Source organism: Halopseudomonas xiamenensis, from assembly GCF_014219065.1.
Taxonomy (GTDB): Bacteria; Pseudomonadota; Gammaproteobacteria; order Pseudomonadales; family Pseudomonadaceae; genus Halopseudomonas; species Halopseudomonas xiamenensis.
Genome location: NZ_JACLGO010000002.1, coordinates 168,388 through 184,912, shown reverse-complemented (window position 1 = coordinate 184,912; position 16,525 = coordinate 168,388). Strand labels below are relative to the sequence as shown.

Below are 16,525 nucleotides of genomic sequence, written 5' to 3'. Positions count from 1 at the left end.
GGTTGTCGAGCCCCCGCTCGACGACAGCCCTCAGCAGCCCCCGGCCCCCCGGCGTAGCGCAGGCGCGCTACACCCCCAGGTGAGTGCTCAGCAAGTCAACCGCAGCCGCTCATGCCACTCGGCCAGTGACTCCTGTGGATAGTCATCGAACTGGAGATCTGCCGGCGCCGCCTGCACTTCCACCCAGCCGGCCCTGGAGCCGAGCATCAGGTGGGTGTATTGCGGCGGCCTCGGCAGTTCCGTATCGATCGCCGAGGCGAAGGGGTGCACCAGCTCCGGCCATTCCGGGCTGTATACCCACAGCGCGCTACCGCACTCGCGGCAGAAATGCCGCTCGCCGGTACTGATCTCCACGCTGCCATCCGCTTGGCGCATCCGTGCGTGATAGATGGAGATCGACTCGCGCCCGCTGACCTGCAGGCTGCCGGCATCACCGCCGATATTCACGGCATAGCCGCCACCGCCCTGGGTCTTGCGGCAGATCGAGCAATAGCAGCGCTGGTAGGGATAGGGCGTGGCACTCTCCACGCTGAAATGCACCGCGCCACAATGACATGAACCTTCGAGATGCATACTGTCCTCCCCTGCGCCGGTCAGATCACTCCGCAGGCCATCCGCGCACCGCCACCACCCAGCGGTTCGGGATGGTCCGCGTGGTTGTCGCCACCGGCGTGAATCATCAGCGCCCGGCCTTCGATCTCAGCCAGCTTGTTGATCCGCGGTGCCAGTACCGGATAGTCCGCGGTGCCATCGGCATTGACGTACAGCGCCGGCAGATCACCCAGGTGGCCATCGGCATAGGGGCCCAGATGCTTGCCGGTGTCATCCGGATCGAAATGCCCGCCCGCCGCCTCGGCAGCACTCATCTTGCCGTCCTTCTCCGCCGGGTCGCAGCTGCCGTTCTGGTGCACATGAAAGCCGTGTACGCCAGCCGGCAAGGAGGAGAGTTTGGGGGTAAACAGCACGCCGTGGTCGGTTTCGCTGATGGTAATGGTGCCGATGTTCTGTTGCGTGCCTTCGGCATCCACCAGGTTGATAGTCACTTCCTGCGAGGCGGCCTGGGCAGTGCCAAAGGACAGTGCCGCGGCCAATATCAGCCAACTCTGGGGTCTCATGCTTGTCTCCTGCAATGGGTTCACCTAAGCATGCGACAGAGAAGATGGCCGGTCGTTCAGGGTTTGTTCGAGCTGCTCCCCTTGCCGGGTCGCAGCTCCGGTGCCACCAGGCGGGCTACAGACTGAACCGGCTGACCATCATCTGCAGCTGATTGCCCAGACGCGCCAGCTCGACACTGGATGCCGCGGTCTCGTTGCTGGCCGCCGCTGTCTGCTCGGATACATCCCGCACATTCAGCACGCTGCGGCTGATCTCCTCGGCCACGGCGCTCTGCTGCTCGGCGGCGGCGGCGATCTGCTGGTTCATCGACTGGATGGTCGAAACGGTGCGGGTGATGTTGGCCAACGATCCACCGGCCCTGCGGGTCAGTTCCACGCTGCTGTCGGTCAGCTCCCGGCTGCTCGCCATGAATGTCGCGACCTGCTTGGTACCGCTCTGCAAGCCAGCCACCAGCCCTTCGATTTCCTCAGTGGATTTCTGGGTGCGCTGGGCAAGACCGCGTACTTCGTCTGCGACGACGGCAAACCCGCGTCCGGCTTCCCCGGCCCGGGCCGCTTCGATGGCGGCGTTCAGTGCCAGCAGGTTGGTCTGCTCCGCCACGGCCCTGATCACGCCCATGACGCTGCCGATCTTGTCGCTTTCACCCTGCAGCATGGTCATCGCATCTGTCGAGCGGCTGACTTCCGAGGCCAGTCGTTCTATCTGTACCACGACCTCGGCGACGATACTGTCTCCGGCACGCGCTTCATTGTCGGCCTCGGTCGCCGCAACTGCCGCCTGTTCGGCATTACGTGCCACATCATGCACGGTGGCCGACATCTCATGCATGGCGGTAGCGACCTGATCGGTCTCGATCTTCTGGCTGTTCACCCCGGCACTGGTCTGCTCGGTCACGGCGGACAGTTCCTCGGCCGCACTGCTGATCTGGGTCACGCCATCGCGGATGCCCCCGATCAACTCCCGCAACGTGAGCCCCATTTGCAGAATGCCCTGCTGCAACACACCCAGTTCGTCGCGACGAGTCACCGCCGGCCTCGGGGTCAGGTCGCCTGAAGCGATGCGCTGGACATCGGCCAGGGTATCGCGCAGCGGACGGGTGATCTGGCGGGTGATCAACCAGGCGGCCAGAACACCCAGCAACAGCGCCAGCAAGGTGCTGAGGATCAGACGGGTACGCGCCTGGGCACTATCCCGGTCCAGCCGCTGCAGCTGCTCGCGGTACAGGACATCGCTGATGCGGACGATCTCGCCCTGTACATCGGTCATTTCCTGGCGCGCCAGGGCAATGGCGTCGGTTGCGCTGCGAAAGCCGTGGATCGCCGGGCGATACTGCTCAAGCGCGGTCTCGATCATCTGCAGGTCGTTGCCGTGGGTTTGTGCGAGCACACCGCGATAGCGGGCCACCGCAGCCAAAGCGGCGTCCAGCTGTGCCAGCATCGCCTCGCCGTTGTGTGCAGTACCGTTGGCGTCATAGACGCTGTACAGGTACTGCACCCGCTGCAGTTGCTCGCGGATCCGGGCAATGCCCTGCAACTGGGCAAAACGTGACTCGTCGTACTCTGGCAGCTGGCTTACCCGCGCATGGATGGCCGCAGTCCGTTCCTCCAGCGTTGCCACCACCGCATCCACCGCTGCATGGGCGGCGTTCATCTCCACATACGCCTTGCGCATCTTGCCCAGCGACCGCTGGTACTCCTCGTTGAACTGGCTCTGCTCCGCGAGCATGGCCAGGTGGGCCGGGTCGAGGAAGACGGTCTGCAGCTTCGCCTGTTGGGCAAGATAGGTCGCCAGATTCTTTTCCAGACGCTCACTGGAGATCTCATCGCCCCTTGCCAGCATGAATTGCAACCGGGCAATACGCAGCCCGGTGAGGGTGTCATTCAGATGGGCGATCTCGGTCATGAAGCCGCTGCGCTGGATAACGCTGCCGAGGCTACCCCAACCGTTCCATGCCAGGATCAGTGTGAACAGCAGTACCGAGCCAAAACCCAGCCCAAGCTTCCTGTTGATAGCTATATTTGCGAACCAGCTTTTCATTAAAAACTTCCATTCAAGATTGATTCCCGGACCTTTTCGGTTTGCTGAATGAGTTGTTTTTATTGAGCCTGTGGTCCCGCAGGCCCCCCGTGTCGGCCGGTATCTGGAGAACTTTAGCGCCCGACGGAAAATAGACGCCAGACAAATGACATGGCTGCCCGGCCAGCCGGGCAGAAGCTGGTATGCCTACTTTCTGAACACTTTGCCGCCCACCGTCATCAGGGCGAAGATCAGGCCACCCGCCAGAATGCCGAACGCCGCGGACATCAGCGTCGGCGCCAGCCCGCCCAGCACCGAGCCGATCCAGGGCAGCGCCAGGGTATGCTCGGCGGTGTCCTCGATCCAGTGACCTATGGCATGGAAACCGTGGGTGAGAATCCCGCCGCCGACCATGAACATGGCGGCGGTGCCGACGATGGACAGGGTCTTCATCAGCCAGGGCGCCAGCCACAGCAGGCCGTTGCCGACGCGCTGGGCCGTGGCGCTGTCGCGCTGGTGCAGCGCCAGGCCCAGGTCATCGAGCTTGACGATGCCGGCCACCAGACCATATACGCCGATGGTCACCGCCACGGCGATGGTCGCCAGCACCAGCACCTGGGTAGTGAAGGTGACCGCGGCAACGGTACCCAGGGTGATGGCGATGATTTCCGCAGACAGGATGAAGTCGGTACGCACCGCCCCGCTGATCTTCTCCTTCTCGTAGGCGACGATATCGATCGACGGGTTGGACAGGGCCTCGAGCTTCTGCTGGCGGCGCTCGGTATCATCGTGCAGGAAGCGGTGGGCGAGCTTTTCGAAGCCCTCGTAGCAGAGAAACGCGCCACCGCACATCAGCAGCGGGGTGATCAGCCAGGGGATGAAGGCGCTGATCAGCAACGCCGCCGGCACCAGGATCAGCTTGTTGCGAAACGAGCCCTTGGCCACCGCCCAGACCACCGGCAGCTCCCGGTCGGCCTTGACCCCGGTGACCTGCTGGGCATTGAGCGCCAGGTCATCACCCAGCACGCCAGCGGTCTTCTTCGCCGCCACCTTGGTCATCAGCGAAACATCATCGAGCAGGGTGGCAATATCATCGAGCAGTGCGAGCAAACTGGAAGCCAAGTCGGGGTACCTCGTCGGAAGGTTGAGTAGCGCCGCTGACCGGGCGTGTCAGTAGTATTGACCTGCGTGCCGAGCCCGGCCAGCCACAGCGGCATATTATTTGCCTGCAAGACAACTTCCCGGCATGCTGGCAGCCATTGTGCGGCAGCGCCCGTGCTAATCTCCCTTCGTTATCCACCACTGCACACACTTTATGAGCTTCACTCAAAGTCTTTCATTACTCGCCGTGATCATAGTGCTCGGCGCCTTCTTTGCCCTCGCCGAAATAGCCCTGGCCGCATCACGCCCCCTGAAACTGCGCAAGCTGGCCGACAGCGGCAGTGCCGCCGCCCTGCAGGTGATCTCGGTACAGAAGAAGCCGGGCAACTACCTGACGGTGGTGCAGATCGCCACCAATGGCCTGGCCATTCTCGGCGGGATCGTCGGCGAGGGTTTCCTCACCCCGCTGTTCACCCAGTTGCTGGCCCTGGTGCTGGAACCCGGTATGGCCACGACCCTGGGCTTTACCCTGTCGTTCATCGTCCTGACCTCGGTATTCATCATCGCCACCGACCTGATACCCAAACAGGTGGCCATGGCCGTTCCGGAACAGCTGGCGATGTTTTCGGTGGGTCCCATGCGCCTGCTCGCCATCATGCTGCGCCCGCTGGTGTGGTTCTATTCCCGGCTGGTCAACGCCCTGATCAGGCTGCTGCACCTGCCGACCCGGCGCGATGACAGCATCACCCCCGAGGACATTCTGGCCATGACCGAGGCCGGAGCCCGCTCTGGCCTGCTGGCGCCGGGCGAACAGCAGGCCATCGAGAACATCTTCGAACTGGACACCCGCACCCTGCCCAGCGCGATGAGCAACCGTGACGAGATCGTCTATTTCCTGGTGGATGATTCCGATGCGCTGATCCGTTCACGTATCGCCGACACGCCTCATTCCAGCTATCCGGTGTGCGATGGCGATATCGACCACATCATCGGCTACGTATCGATGAAGGACCTGTTCAAGCGGGTGCTGCACAACGAGCCGATCTCCCTCGGCGACCCGGCACTGCTGCACAAGCCGCTGGTGGTACCGGATCGCCTGACCCTGGCGGAGCTGCTCAAGCAGTTCCGCCTGGCCGGCGAGGATTTCGCGCTGATCGTCAACGAGTACAGCCTGGTGGTGGGGTTGATCACGGTGAACGATGTGATGAGCATCGTGATGGGCGATCTGGTACCGCCATGGTATGAGGAACAGATAGTGCGCCGGGACGACAACTCCTGGCTGATCGATGGCATCACCCCGATCCAGGACGTACGCCGGGCCCTGGAGATAGAACACATTCCCCATGAGGAAGGCTACGAAACCATCGCCGGCTTTCTGATGACCATGCTGCGCCGCGTGCCACGCCGTACCGATAGCGTGACCTGGGGCGGCTATACCTTCGAGGTGGTGGATGTGGACAGCTACCGCATCGACCAGGTGCTGGCCACGCGGGCGCCGGTCAGCCTGACCGAGGCGGCGCAAGCGCGCGAACCAGGCCCGTCAGTACCCTGAACATACCGCTCCGCAATGCAATGCGCCCCCGGGCAGGGGGCGCAGCCAAACCATTCAAGCGTTGAAGTCGATCAGAGCATGCGCCGCAGCACGCCGTCCTTCTTCACGAAGTGGTGCAGCAGGGCAATGCCCACGTGGCCGACCACCAGGATCAGCAGCGACCAGGCGATCAGCGAATGCACGCTACCGAGGGTCGCCATCCAGCCGATCTCATCGCCCCCCCGGGCGACCAGGCCCAGGCCGAACGGATTCCAGCCATAACCGTTACCGATCATGATCATCAGACCGGTGATCGGCAGCAGCAGCATGCCGAGATACAGCAGGCCATGGCCCGCCTTGACCAGAAACGCGGTGGCCGGGTCCTGTTCCGGGCGGTTGTTCTTCTGGCTGGCCGCCCAGATGATGCGCAGCACGATCAGCACCAGCAGCAGTGAGCCTATGGAGATGTGCCACGACACCAGGTTCTGTCCAACCCAGTGCTCGCCATCATTGATACGGTCGAAGAATTTCAGGAACTGCCAGACGATCAGCAGCCCCATGCCCCAGTGGAAAAACCGGGTAATACCACCGTAGCGTTCTTTGGAATCATTCATGTCCTGCTCCTTCTCACAAATCCATCAGTTTCAATCACGGTTGTTGCCATTCTATGACCAGCTCCTGGGTGCTGATCATGCTTGCACAAGCGGATCACCCAGCGCTCCGCTCTTTGTGTCTGAATGTGTGCAAGGGCAGGGCCGTCAGGCAATGCTCTCGACGATCCCACCCTCCACACGCAATGCCGAGCCGGTGGTGGCGCTGGCCTGGGGCGACGCGGCGTAGACGCAGAGGTTGGCCACTTCCTCGGGGCTGGCAAAACGTTGCAGCAGGGTCGAAGGGCGGTTTTCCTTGAGGAACAGTGCTTCCATTTCCTCGGTGGATACCCCGCGCTCGGCGGCCAGATCAGCCATCATCTGGATGGCGCCCTCGGTGCGGGTCGGCCCCGGCAGTATGCTGTTGACCGTAACGCCAGTGCCTGCCAACACCTTGGCCAGACCACGGGACAGGCCCTGCAGCGCAGTCTTGCTGACGCCGTAGTGCACCATCTCTGTGGGGATGTTCAATGCCGACTCGCTGGAAATGAACTGGATACGCCCCCAGCCGCGCTCGCGCATGCCCTTGGCGTAATGCCGGGCCAGGCGCACACCGCTCATGATGTTGACCTGGAAGAACTCTTCCCACAGCGCGTCATCAATATCGAAGAACTCCCGGGCGCCATAGATGCCGAGGTTATTGACCAGGATATCGGCCTCCGGTTGCGCGGCGATCAACGCCTGGCAACCAGCAGCAGTGCCTGCATCACAGGCCACGCCACGGGCGTTGTCCTTGCCGGTGGCTTCGCGGACCTCGGCCACTGCGGTATCGACCCTTGCCTGGTCGCGCCCCACTACGGTCACTTCGGCACCGGCCTTGGCCAGGCCGATGGCGATAGCCAGCCCGATACCACCAGTGGAGCCGGTAACGACGGCGGTTTTGCCTGTGAGATCGATAATCATGATATTGCTCTCCTCTGGCTTCGGTTATCAATCGAAGCGATATGCTGAAATTGTGGTCTGCATGACCCGTTCCGAATAAATCCTCCGGCCTGGCGATCGTTCGCCGGCACCGGCAGCGACCAGCAAGGGAATCAGATGCTCCTCGCCCCCCGGAGGGTGGCAAAGTTGGGCATGGGGAGCCTGTTGCCATTCGGCCAGCAGGCGCGCCCGTTCCGGCGCTGCGCTTTGCACGGCATTGGTCAGCCACTTATCGAACTCATCGGAAATGGCTGAGAACCGGCTGTCGCCATAGGCGCGCATGTTATGGAAACTCATGCCGCTACCGATGATCAGCACGTTCTCGTCGCGCAGCGCCGTCAGCGCACGGCCGGCTTCGATGTGCGCCGCCGGGTCCAGGTCCCGGCGCAGGGACAACTGGATCACCGGAATGTCCGCCCCCGGAAACATCAGTTTCAGCGGGATGAACATGCCGTGGTCGAAACCCCGCTCGGGTTCCACCCGCGCCGGCAACCCTTCGCTGCCCAGCAGCTCGGTCACCCGCTGCGCCAGCTGCGGCTGGCCGGGTGCCGGGTAGGTCAGTTCATAGGTGTGTGCCGGGAAGCCGTAGTAATCGTAGATCAGCTCCGGACGAGCATGCCCGGTGATACTGAACTGCGGCTCCAGCCAGTGCGCCGATACCAGCACTATGGCGCTGGGGCGCCGGGGCAGGGTCGCTGCGACATTCTTGAGAAAGTTACCCATGCCCAGCCAGGTATCGGCCGGATTCCAGTCCATGAAGAAGCACGGGCCGCCACCATGGGGAATGAACAGCACCGGTTGTCGTTGATCCTGATCGTTGTGCATGGGAAATACCTCACTCATCTGCATGGTCGACAGTATCGCTCCCTCCCCAGACGCTGAGAACCGGCTAGAATGAACCAGGACTTCATACTATAAGTAGGAAATGCATGGGAGCAGACGCATGGATCGAGTAACCAGTATGCGGGTGTTTGTCCGCGCCGCCAGTGCAGGCAGTCTGTCCGCCGCAGCCCGGCATCTGGGCATGTCGCCGGCGATGGCGACCAAGCATGTCAACGCGCTGGAGGCCCGGCTCGGGGTCAAGCTGTTCCACCGCACCACCCGCCAGCTCAGCCTGACCGAAGCGGGCAGCAATTATCTGGAAGCCTGCCAGCGCATCCTGCCGGAAATCGACGAGGCCGAAGCCGCCGCCACCTCGCAGCGGATCAAGGCCACCGGCCTGTTGCGCATGAACGTGCCATTGTCCTTCGGCACGCGTTTCATTGCGCCGCTGATCCCGGAATTCAGCCACCGGCATCCGGAGGTCAAGATCGAACTGGGGCTGAGCGACGCTCAGCTGGACCTGATCGCCGGCAGCTGGGACCTGGCTATCCGCATCGGCCGGCTGGCCGACAGCCCACTGCAGACCCGCCAGCTCGGCAACAGCTGCATGCTGGTCTGTGCCGCACCGGCCTATCTGGATCGCCGTGGCGTACCGCGCACGGTCGGCGAGCTGGCACAGCACAATTGTCTGAGCTATACGCTGTCAGCGATGCAGGACAGCAAGCAATGGGCGTTCGGTACCCAGGGCGAGCTGCGCGTACCCATCAACGGTGATCTGCTGGCCAATAACGGTGATGCCCTGCTGGCCGCGGCGGTGGCCGGCCAGGGCATCATCTACCAGCCGCACTTCATCGTCGGCGAGGCACTGGCACGGGGCGAGCTGGTGGCGCTGGAGCTGGACAAGCCGGTGATCGAGCTGGGCGGCATTCATGTGCTCTACCCCCCGGATCGCCGGCCGCCGGCCAAGGTACGGGTGATGATCGATTATCTGGCTGAGGTATTTGCCAGGACGCCACCCTGACCGGGCGACGAGAATGCAGGCGTAGCAGCCGAACACGGACCGGCGGTGCTACACCTCCCAACGGGCTGTCGAGCCCCTGCTCGACGGCAACCGACCAACCGGCTGTCAGCGGTAGGTTGCAGCGGACTCCTGCAACTCGTCCGGCCGGTCGATCACAATGCGTTCACGCAGCCAGCTGGCAAATTCGGTTTCGCTGATGGAGCCTTCGGCCAGGCCGATGTACTGCGGATAGAGTTCAACATCATCAGCCACCAGATGCCCGTCATTGAGCTCAATAAATACCTCGCACATGACAGCGGCAGCACGCTTGTTGCCGTCGACAAACGGGTGATTACGCGCCAGGCCATGGGCCAGACTGGCCGCCAGATCGGCGAGATCCGGTGGTGGCTCGCCGTAAGCGAAGAGTTGCTGCGGTCGGGCCAGCGCCGAGTCGAGCAAACCCTCATCGCGCACGCCGCTGCTACCGCCATGTTCGGCCAACTGCCGGTCGTGAATGGCCAGGGTAAGTATCTTGGTGATCCAGACGACCATGTCTCGGTCCTCACTGCGCCAGTTTGTGCAACAGGTTGCGCCGTTTGCGCATGACCTTGTCAGCCACCGCCATCTGCTCCGCCAGCGTCGGGTCAAAGGTGGTGAGCTTTATGCCATCCGGGGTTTCCAGCACGTAGAGTTCGTCGCCCTTTTCCAACCGCAGGCGGGCGAGGATTTCCTTGGGCAGGATGACGCCGGCGGAATTACCGATACCGGTGATCTTGAGTTTCATAGGAGGTCTCCATGCATGAGTTATAACAAAAGATATAACCATATTGATCAAAATACAAGCAGCCAACCCGATCAGTGCCGCTATGCCTGATCCGGCATAGCCAGTACAATGCGCCGCCCCAGGCAACCTCCTTCATTCACTGCGCAGGGTACCTTCTTGATCTCCACCGCCAACATAACCATGCAGTTCGGCGCCAAGCCGCTGTTCGAAAACGTGTCCGTCAAGTTCGGCAACGGCAACCGCTACGGCCTGATCGGCGCCAATGGTTGCGGCAAGTCGACCTTCATGAAGATTCTCGGTGGCGAGCTGGAGCCCTCCGCCGGACAGGTGATGCTGGAGCCCAACACCCGCCTCGGCAAACTGCGCCAGAACCAGTTCGCCTACGAGGACTTCAGCGTGATCGATACCGTGATCATGGGCCATGAACAGCTGTGGAAGGTCAAGGCCGAGCGTGATCGCATCTATTCACTGGTGGAAATGAGCGAAGAGGACGGCATGGCGGTGGCCGAGCTGGAAACCGAGTTCGCCGAGATGGATGGCTATACCGCCGAGTCCCGTGCCGGCGAACTGCTGCTGGGGCTGGGCATCCCGCTGGAGCAGCACTTCGGCCCGATGAGCGAGGTCGCCCCCGGCTGGAAGCTGCGCGTGCTGCTGGCGCAGGCGCTGTTCTCCGATCCCGAGGTGCTGCTTCTCGATGAGCCGACCAACCACCTGGACATCAATACCATCCGCTGGCTGGAGGACATCCTCAAGACCCGCAGCAGCACCATGATCATCATTTCCCACGATCGCCACTTCCTCAACAGCGTATGCACGCACATGGCGGACCTGGATTACGGCGAACTGCGCCTGTTCCCCGGCAACTATGACGAATACATGACCGCCGCCACCCAGGCCCGCGAGCGCCTGCTGTCGGACAACGCCAAGAAGAAGGCGCAGATCGCCGAACTGCAGCAGTTCGTCAGCCGCTTCTCGGCCAATGCCTCCAAGGCCAAGCAGGCCACCAGCCGTGCGCGGCAGATCGACAAGATCCAGCTGGAGGAGGTCAAGCCGTCCAGCCGGGTCAGCCCCTTCATCCGCTTCGAGCAGCACAAGAAACTGCATCGTCAGGCGGTAACGCTGGACAAGGTGAGCCAGGGTTATGACGGCCAGCCGCTGTTCAAGAACCTGTCACTGCAGATCGAAGCCGGTGAGCGCGTCGCCATCATCGGCCCCAACGGCATCGGCAAGACCACCCTGCTGCGCACCCTGGTCGCGGAGATGCCGCCCATGAGCGGCGAGGTGAAGTGGGCCGAAAGCGCCGATATCGGCTACTTCGCCCAGGATCACGCGGATGATTTCAAATACGACTGCACCCTGTTCGAGTGGATGGCACAGTGGACCCAGGGCGGTGAACAACTGGTGCGTGGCACCCTGGGGCGCATGCTGTTCTCCAACGACGACATTGCCAAGTCGGTGAAGGTGATTTCCGGTGGCGAGCAAGGCCGCATGCTGTTCGGCAAGCTGATCCTCAAGCGCGCCAACGTCATGTTGATGGACGAGCCGACCAACCACCTGGACATGGAGTCCATCGAAGCGCTGAACCTGGCACTGGAAAACTACCCCGGCACACTGATTTTCGTCAGCCACGACCGGGAGTTCGTCAGCTCGCTGGCCACCCGCATCATCGAGCTGTCGGCCGATAGCGTGACCGACTTCAACGGCAGCTATGACGACTATCTGCGCAGCCAGGGTGTGCTGGTCTGAAGCAACCGCTGGCTGCAGATGAGGCCGGTGTCGAGAGGGAACTCGACGCTGGTTACTTCACCAGAGTACGGGTGGTCTGCAGATAGACCTGTCCTTTTTCCTTCACCACCTGCGGCTGGCCGGTCTCCGACGCGACGTGCACTTCTTCCAGCACCTCGGCGACCTCGACCAGATCCGCCTGGATTTTCTCCAGGGCATTCTCCAGGGTGTAGGTCAGCATGTGCACTTCATGCATGTCCATCACCGTCAGCTCATCCTTGACCAACAAGGCTTCCAGCTTGTCGTTGTACTCACTCAGATTGGTGACCGCCTGCTGCAGGGTATCGGCCGGCTCACCCTTGGAGTGGGCGGGACGCTCGCCCTGGGGCTGCGCCCATCCCGCCGCGCTCAGGCTGAGGGCGATGATACCGGCGAACAGGCGAAGTGAAGTCTGCATGCTTGATTCTCCTTGGCAGGGCCCGGGAAGGGCGAAACAGTCCAGACCATACTCTTGGTGATAATGATTCGCAATAATTGCCAGCAGCATGCCCTGTGACAGAGCGCCGCACTGCCCAGCGGGTCTTGACGCAAAAGCGCCGTAATACTGTCATCAGCCGGTCACCTGCAGCGGCGCATGATGGATGTGCCCTATCACGTCCATTGTTTCGGGAGGCTGCAGCATGGCTTTTGATCCAGACTTTGCAGGTGAATCCGCAAAAAGCGTACGCAACGAGCGCCGGCGGCAGGAAGATAAACGACGCATGGCCTACCGCCGGGCGATCGAGGACTACCGCGAGGCCCAGGCACTGAACGCCCAGCTGGGCGACTTCCCGGAACTGCTGGGCCGGCGCGGCGAACTGGCGCGGCCCGCTCTCTGAGTCAAGCTGAACGGATCAGGCCAGCCGCCAACGATTACCTGCGGCGGGCCGCCAGTCGCCATAGCCGGGCGATATCCGCCGCCCGAGATTGCAACTGGACATGGGCATCACGCATGGCCTGCTCCAGCGTGACCGGCCCTGGTGCAAGACTGAAGGCTGCGTCGATGCCGGCCTCGTACAACCGCTGATAGCCCTCGCCCAGGCTGCCGGCCAGGGCGATCACTGGCACGCCGGCAGCCTGGGCGATGCGCGCCACCCCCACCGGCGTCTTGCCGTGCAGGCTCTGGCCGTCCAGGCGCCCTTCACCGGTGATCACCAGGTCGGCCCCCTGGACCGCCTGCGCCAATCCAGACAGTTCCGCCACCAGTTCGATCCCTGGCCGGAAACGCGCACCCAGTACCGCCCTGGCAGCAAAGCCCAGGCCGCCGGCAGCGCCGACACCCGGCACATCGCGCACATCCTCGCCCAGCGCAGCGGCCACGACGTCGGCGTAATGCCCCAGTGCGCGGTCCAGCTGCTCGACCTGCGCGACGCTGGCACCTTTCTGCGGACCGAACACATGGGAGGCACCGCGCGGGCCACACAGTGGGTTATCCACATCCGCAGCCACCAGCACCTCGACCTGCGCCAGGCGCGGGTCCAGGCCATCCAGTTCGATGCGCTGCAGGCTGGCCAGCGCCGCACCACCGGCCGCCAGCGGCTGGCCCTGGCCATCCAGCAGCCGCGCGCCCAGCGCTTCCAGTACCCCGGCACCACCATCGTTGGTGGCACTGCCACCGATACCGAGAATGATGCGCCGGGCGCCCGCATCCAGCGCCGCCAGGATCAGTTCGCCGGTGCCGTAGCTGGTGGTGATGCAGGCATCGCGCTGGGCCGGTTCGACCCAGTGCAGCCCGCTGGCGGCAGCCATCTCGATCACTGCCTGACCATTTTCCAACCAGCCCCAGTGCGCCTGCACAGGTTGGCCCAACGGGCCGCGCACGCTCAGCTCGCGGCGCTCGCCACCGGTAGCGGCCAGCACGGCATCCACTGTGCCCTCACCGCCATCGGCCATCGGGCATAGGTGGATGTCGGCCTGTGGATAGACGCTGCGCCAGCCACCGGCGATGGCGCTGGCCACCTGCTCGGCGCTGAGGCTTTCCTTGAACGAGTCGGGGGCGATAACCAGTTTCATCACAGCAGCACCAGGCTCAGCAGCCACACGGTGATGATGCCGACGATACCCTGGATCAGCGTGGCGACGGTCTGCGCTTGGTAGGCGGTGGCGACCTTCATGCGGCTGAACTGGGTGACGACCCAGAAGAAGCTGTCATTGGCATGCGATACCGTCATGCCGCCGGCACCGATCGCCATCACTGTCAGCACCCGGCCCATTTCGCTGTCCAGACCCAGTTGGCCGAGCAGAGGCGCAACCATCGCCGAGGTGGTAACCAGCGATACCGTGGTCGAGCCCTGCGCGGTCTTCAACGCGGCGGCGACCAGGAACGGCATGAACAGACCGATGCCCAGCGCAGACAGCGTCTCGCCCAGATAGTCGCCCAGCGGGGTCACCGTCAGCACCGCACCAAAGGCGCCACCGGCACCGGTGATCAGCAGGATGGGAGCAGACGCCACTATGCCTTCGGCGACCCGGTCATGGAACTCCTGACGCTTGCCGTTGGAGCTGAGCAGGGTGCAGGCCAGTACCAGACCGACAGCCAGCGCGAACACCGGCTGACCGAAGAACGCAACCAGCGTATACAGCCAGCCTTCCCCCAGCGGGCGGGCTGGCAAGGCGGCAATGGTACCCAGGCAGATCAGCAGGATCGGCACGAAGATAGGCGCAAAGGCCTTGGCCGGACTGGGCAGCTCACCATAGCTGTCGCGTATGGCCTGGTAGCTGTCGCTGTCCATCAGCGGCGCGCCATCATCCTCCAGTTCGATATCCTTGCCGATGAAGCGGTTGGCCCAGAACAGTCCGGCCATGGCGGTGACGAAGGACACCACCAGGCCGACCAGGATCACCAGTCCGAGGCTGGATTCCAGCCCCAGGTTGCCGGCGGCGGCGATCGGCCCGGGGGTCGGCGGCACGAAGGTGTGGGTGGCGTACAGGCCGGTCGCCAGCGCCACGCTCATCGCCACCACCGAGACCTTCATGCGCGCCGCCAGGGCGTTCTTCAGCGAGTTGAGAATCACGTAACCCGAATCACAGAATACCGGGATCGATACCAGATAGCCGATGATCGATACCGTCAGCGTGGGAAAGCGCTCCCCGAGCAGGCGGATCACCGTCTCGGCCATGGTGATGGCCGCGCCGCTGCGCTCCAGGATCACCCCGATGATGGTGCCGAAGGCGATCACTATGCCGATCCCGCCGAGAATGCCGCCAAAGCCCCGGGCAATGTGCCCACCTATTTCCAGTGGCGGCAACTGATAGGCGAAGCCGGCCAGCAGCGCGGCGGCGAGCAGGGCGAGAAACGGGTGCAGCTTGAGCTTGGTGGTCGCCAGCACGATAAAGACAATCAGCGCGACCAGGATCAGGACCAGACTCATTATCGAGTTTCCTATGTCAGAGGGAGGGCGTTGCAGCTAATGGACCATTCAAGCATAGCCGCTTCGAAACTGTTAGGAAGCCTGGTGAATTAGGCAGCCTGGGGACCGGCACCCTTTTTTAAACTCTCTACACCGTTATCCTCAACGAAGGCCGTAATGCTGTTCACTCAAGACTTTGCCACCCGCTAATAGAGTTGAGCTGAAAAAATGCAGCATTGCTCTCTCCCTCGTCATCCTTGCCCCCTACCTCGTCATCCTTCGCGAAGGCGAAGGATGACGAGGGGGAGAAACGAAAGATGACGAGGTGAAGCGAAGGATGACGAGGTAAAGCGCAGGATGACGGAGCCTTGGGACCAATGAAGTAGCTTGCAAATGAACGGGGCAGCCCCTAGCTAAAAGGCTCCGCCAGCTGTTTGATCAACGCCCGCTCCTCACGCAGGAAGCCCAGGAACGCCTCGGCCACCGGGCTCAGCCGCTTGCCCCGGGCATGCACCGCGCACCAGCTGCGAAACAGCGGCAAGTCGGTGAAATCCAGGCGCGCCAGTTGTCCGTTGTGCAGCCAGGCCGAGGCGCTGTGGGCCGAGACCAGGCCGATACCCAGGCCGGCGATCGCCGATTGCACCACGGTCTCGCCCGAACCCATCTGCATCACCTGCTGCAGGTGCACGCGCTTCTGCTGGAAGAACTCGTCGCAGGCCTTGCGCACTCCCGAGCCGACTTCCCGTAACAGCACCATATGTGACTCCAGTTCAGCCAGGCTGAGCTTCTGGCGCCCGACCAGGGGGTGATCCGGCGCTGCCACGGCGATCACCGGATTGTTCAGGAATGGAAAGAAGTCCAGCGCCCGGTCCGCGGGCACCATGCCCATCAGCACCACGTCATCGAGATTGTCGCGCAGCCGGCGGATCACCTCGGAGCGGGTGCTGACCTCCAGCCGGAAGCTGACCTGGGGATAACGCTGGCGAAACGCTGCCAGCAGGTGCGGGGTCAGGTACTGGATGCTGCTGGCCACCGCCAGGCGCAGCTCGCCGTGCAGCGTGCCCTGCAGCGCGGACAGCTGCATGTCGAGGATTTCCAGGCGGTTGAAGATATCGCCGCTGGCTGCCAGCAGGCTGGTGGCGGCATCGGTCAGGTACAGCTTGCGGCCGACGTACTCGAACAGCGGCTGGCCCACCAGCTCTTCCAACTGGCGCATCTGCAGGCTTACCGCTGGCTGGGTCAGGGCCATTTCCTCGGCGGTGCGGCTGTAGGACAGATTGGTGCACAGGCTGCGAAATACCTGCAGCTGACGCAGCGTCATGCGCTGCAATTCCTTACGCATTTTCTTCCACCGCTGATGATGAACTCCTTACATATTAGTTATTCCTTATGGCTAATCCAATAATTATTCATTTTTAATCATTCATGCTGCGGTTGTATGTTTGACTCACCTCCGATCACCCAACAGAG

General features: G+C 62.7%; 17 protein-coding genes. 4 read left to right on the top strand and 13 right to left on the bottom strand.

Features of this window, described 5'->3' with window-relative positions; genetic code table 11:
* Positions 1-87: 87 nt before the first annotated feature.
* The 4 genes from H6X51_RS02245 to H6X51_RS02230 all read right to left on the bottom strand — a co-directional run bounded on the left by H6X51_RS02245 (position 88) and on the right by H6X51_RS02230 (position 4,254).
* Positions 88-573 carry a GFA family protein gene (locus H6X51_RS02245; protein ID WP_185265894.1) on the bottom strand — a complete coding sequence of 162 codons (486 nt, stop codon included), beginning with the start codon at positions 571-573 and terminating at the stop codon, positions 88-90.
* Between the two features lie 20 nt (positions 574-593).
* The gene (sodC, locus tag H6X51_RS02240; RefSeq protein ID WP_185265893.1) at positions 594-1,115 is read right to left on the bottom strand and encodes a superoxide dismutase family protein; all 522 of its coding nucleotides are present in this window, start codon (positions 1,113-1,115) and stop codon (positions 594-596) included.
* Between the two features lie 115 nt (positions 1,116-1,230).
* On the bottom strand, positions 1,231-3,153 hold the full coding sequence (locus H6X51_RS02235) for a methyl-accepting chemotaxis protein (RefSeq protein ID WP_185265892.1): 1,923 nt from the start codon (positions 3,151-3,153) through the stop codon (positions 1,231-1,233).
* 186 nt (positions 3,154-3,339) lie between these two features.
* A complete protein-coding gene (locus H6X51_RS02230; protein WP_185265891.1) occupies positions 3,340-4,254 on the bottom strand; it encodes a DUF808 domain-containing protein in 915 nt (304 codons plus the stop codon).
* Positions 4,255-4,447: 193 nt separating this feature from the next.
* Between H6X51_RS02230 and H6X51_RS02225 the strand changes: the two genes are divergently transcribed.
* Positions 4,448-5,785 carry a hemolysin family protein gene (locus H6X51_RS02225; protein WP_185265890.1) on the top strand — a complete coding sequence of 446 codons (1,338 nt, stop codon included), beginning with the start codon at positions 4,448-4,450 and terminating at the stop codon, positions 5,783-5,785.
* A 71-nt stretch (positions 5,786-5,856) separates the two neighbouring features.
* On the opposite strand, the gene H6X51_RS02220 is transcribed toward H6X51_RS02225, so the two are convergent.
* The 3 genes from H6X51_RS02220 to H6X51_RS02210 all read right to left on the bottom strand — a co-directional run bounded on the left by H6X51_RS02220 (position 5,857) and on the right by H6X51_RS02210 (position 8,160).
* Positions 5,857-6,378 (bottom strand): cytochrome b, encoded by a 522-nt coding sequence (locus H6X51_RS02220; RefSeq protein WP_185265889.1) that lies wholly within the window; start codon positions 6,376-6,378, stop codon positions 5,857-5,859.
* Between the two features lie 144 nt (positions 6,379-6,522).
* Entirely contained in the window at positions 6,523-7,317 is a 795-nt protein-coding gene (locus H6X51_RS02215; RefSeq protein WP_185265888.1) for an SDR family NAD(P)-dependent oxidoreductase, read from the bottom strand.
* Between the two features lie 27 nt (positions 7,318-7,344).
* Positions 7,345-8,160: a DODA-type extradiol aromatic ring-opening family dioxygenase gene (locus H6X51_RS02210; protein ID WP_235991202.1), complete on the bottom strand. Its 816-nt coding sequence runs from the start codon at positions 8,158-8,160 to the stop codon at positions 7,345-7,347.
* 118 nt (positions 8,161-8,278) lie between these two features.
* Here H6X51_RS02210 and H6X51_RS02205 point away from each other — a divergent pair, with 118 nt between their 5' ends.
* Positions 8,279-9,178: a LysR family transcriptional regulator gene (locus tag H6X51_RS02205; protein WP_185265886.1), complete on the top strand. Its 900-nt coding sequence runs from the start codon at positions 8,279-8,281 to the stop codon at positions 9,176-9,178.
* A gap of 105 nt (positions 9,179-9,283) precedes the next feature.
* On the opposite strand, the gene H6X51_RS02200 is transcribed toward H6X51_RS02205, so the two are convergent.
* Positions 9,284-9,709 carry a type II toxin-antitoxin system death-on-curing family toxin gene (locus H6X51_RS02200; RefSeq protein WP_185265885.1) on the bottom strand — a complete coding sequence of 142 codons (426 nt, stop codon included), beginning with the start codon at positions 9,707-9,709 and terminating at the stop codon, positions 9,284-9,286.
* A 10-nt stretch (positions 9,710-9,719) separates the two neighbouring features.
* Complete coding sequence (locus H6X51_RS02195; protein WP_185265884.1) at positions 9,720-9,941, bottom strand: AbrB/MazE/SpoVT family DNA-binding domain-containing protein; 222 nt, start codon at positions 9,939-9,941, stop codon at positions 9,720-9,722.
* Positions 9,942-10,097: 156 nt separating this feature from the next.
* Here H6X51_RS02195 and H6X51_RS02190 point away from each other — a divergent pair, with 156 nt between their 5' ends.
* Positions 10,098-11,687 (top strand): ABC-F family ATPase, encoded by a 1,590-nt coding sequence (locus H6X51_RS02190; protein WP_185265883.1) that lies wholly within the window; start codon positions 10,098-10,100, stop codon positions 11,685-11,687.
* Positions 11,688-11,739: 52 nt separating this feature from the next.
* Here H6X51_RS02190 and H6X51_RS02185 read toward each other — a convergent pair whose 3' ends face one another.
* Positions 11,740-12,123: a DUF6746 family protein gene (locus tag H6X51_RS02185; RefSeq protein ID WP_221627173.1), complete on the bottom strand. Its 384-nt coding sequence runs from the start codon at positions 12,121-12,123 to the stop codon at positions 11,740-11,742.
* A gap of 223 nt (positions 12,124-12,346) precedes the next feature.
* On the opposite strand from H6X51_RS02185, the gene H6X51_RS02180 reads away from it, so the two are divergent.
* Positions 12,347-12,544, top strand: coding sequence for a PA3496 family putative envelope integrity protein (locus H6X51_RS02180; protein ID WP_185265882.1), 198 nt, complete (start codon positions 12,347-12,349; stop codon positions 12,542-12,544).
* Between the two features lie 34 nt (positions 12,545-12,578).
* On the opposite strand, the gene H6X51_RS02175 is transcribed toward H6X51_RS02180, so the two are convergent.
* From H6X51_RS02175 to H6X51_RS02165, 3 genes are all read right to left on the bottom strand, one after another.
* Positions 12,579-13,718, bottom strand: coding sequence for a glycerate kinase (locus tag H6X51_RS02175; RefSeq protein ID WP_185265881.1), 1,140 nt, complete (start codon positions 13,716-13,718; stop codon positions 12,579-12,581).
* Complete coding sequence (locus H6X51_RS02170; protein WP_185265880.1) at positions 13,718-15,076, bottom strand: GntP family permease; 1,359 nt, start codon at positions 15,074-15,076, stop codon at positions 13,718-13,720. The genes H6X51_RS02175 and H6X51_RS02170 overlap by 1 nt, the downstream gene beginning before the upstream one ends.
* A 388-nt stretch (positions 15,077-15,464) precedes the next feature.
* Complete coding sequence (locus tag H6X51_RS02165) at positions 15,465-16,397, bottom strand: LysR family transcriptional regulator (protein WP_185265879.1); 933 nt, start codon at positions 16,395-16,397, stop codon at positions 15,465-15,467.
* Positions 16,398-16,525 lie beyond the last annotated feature (128 nt).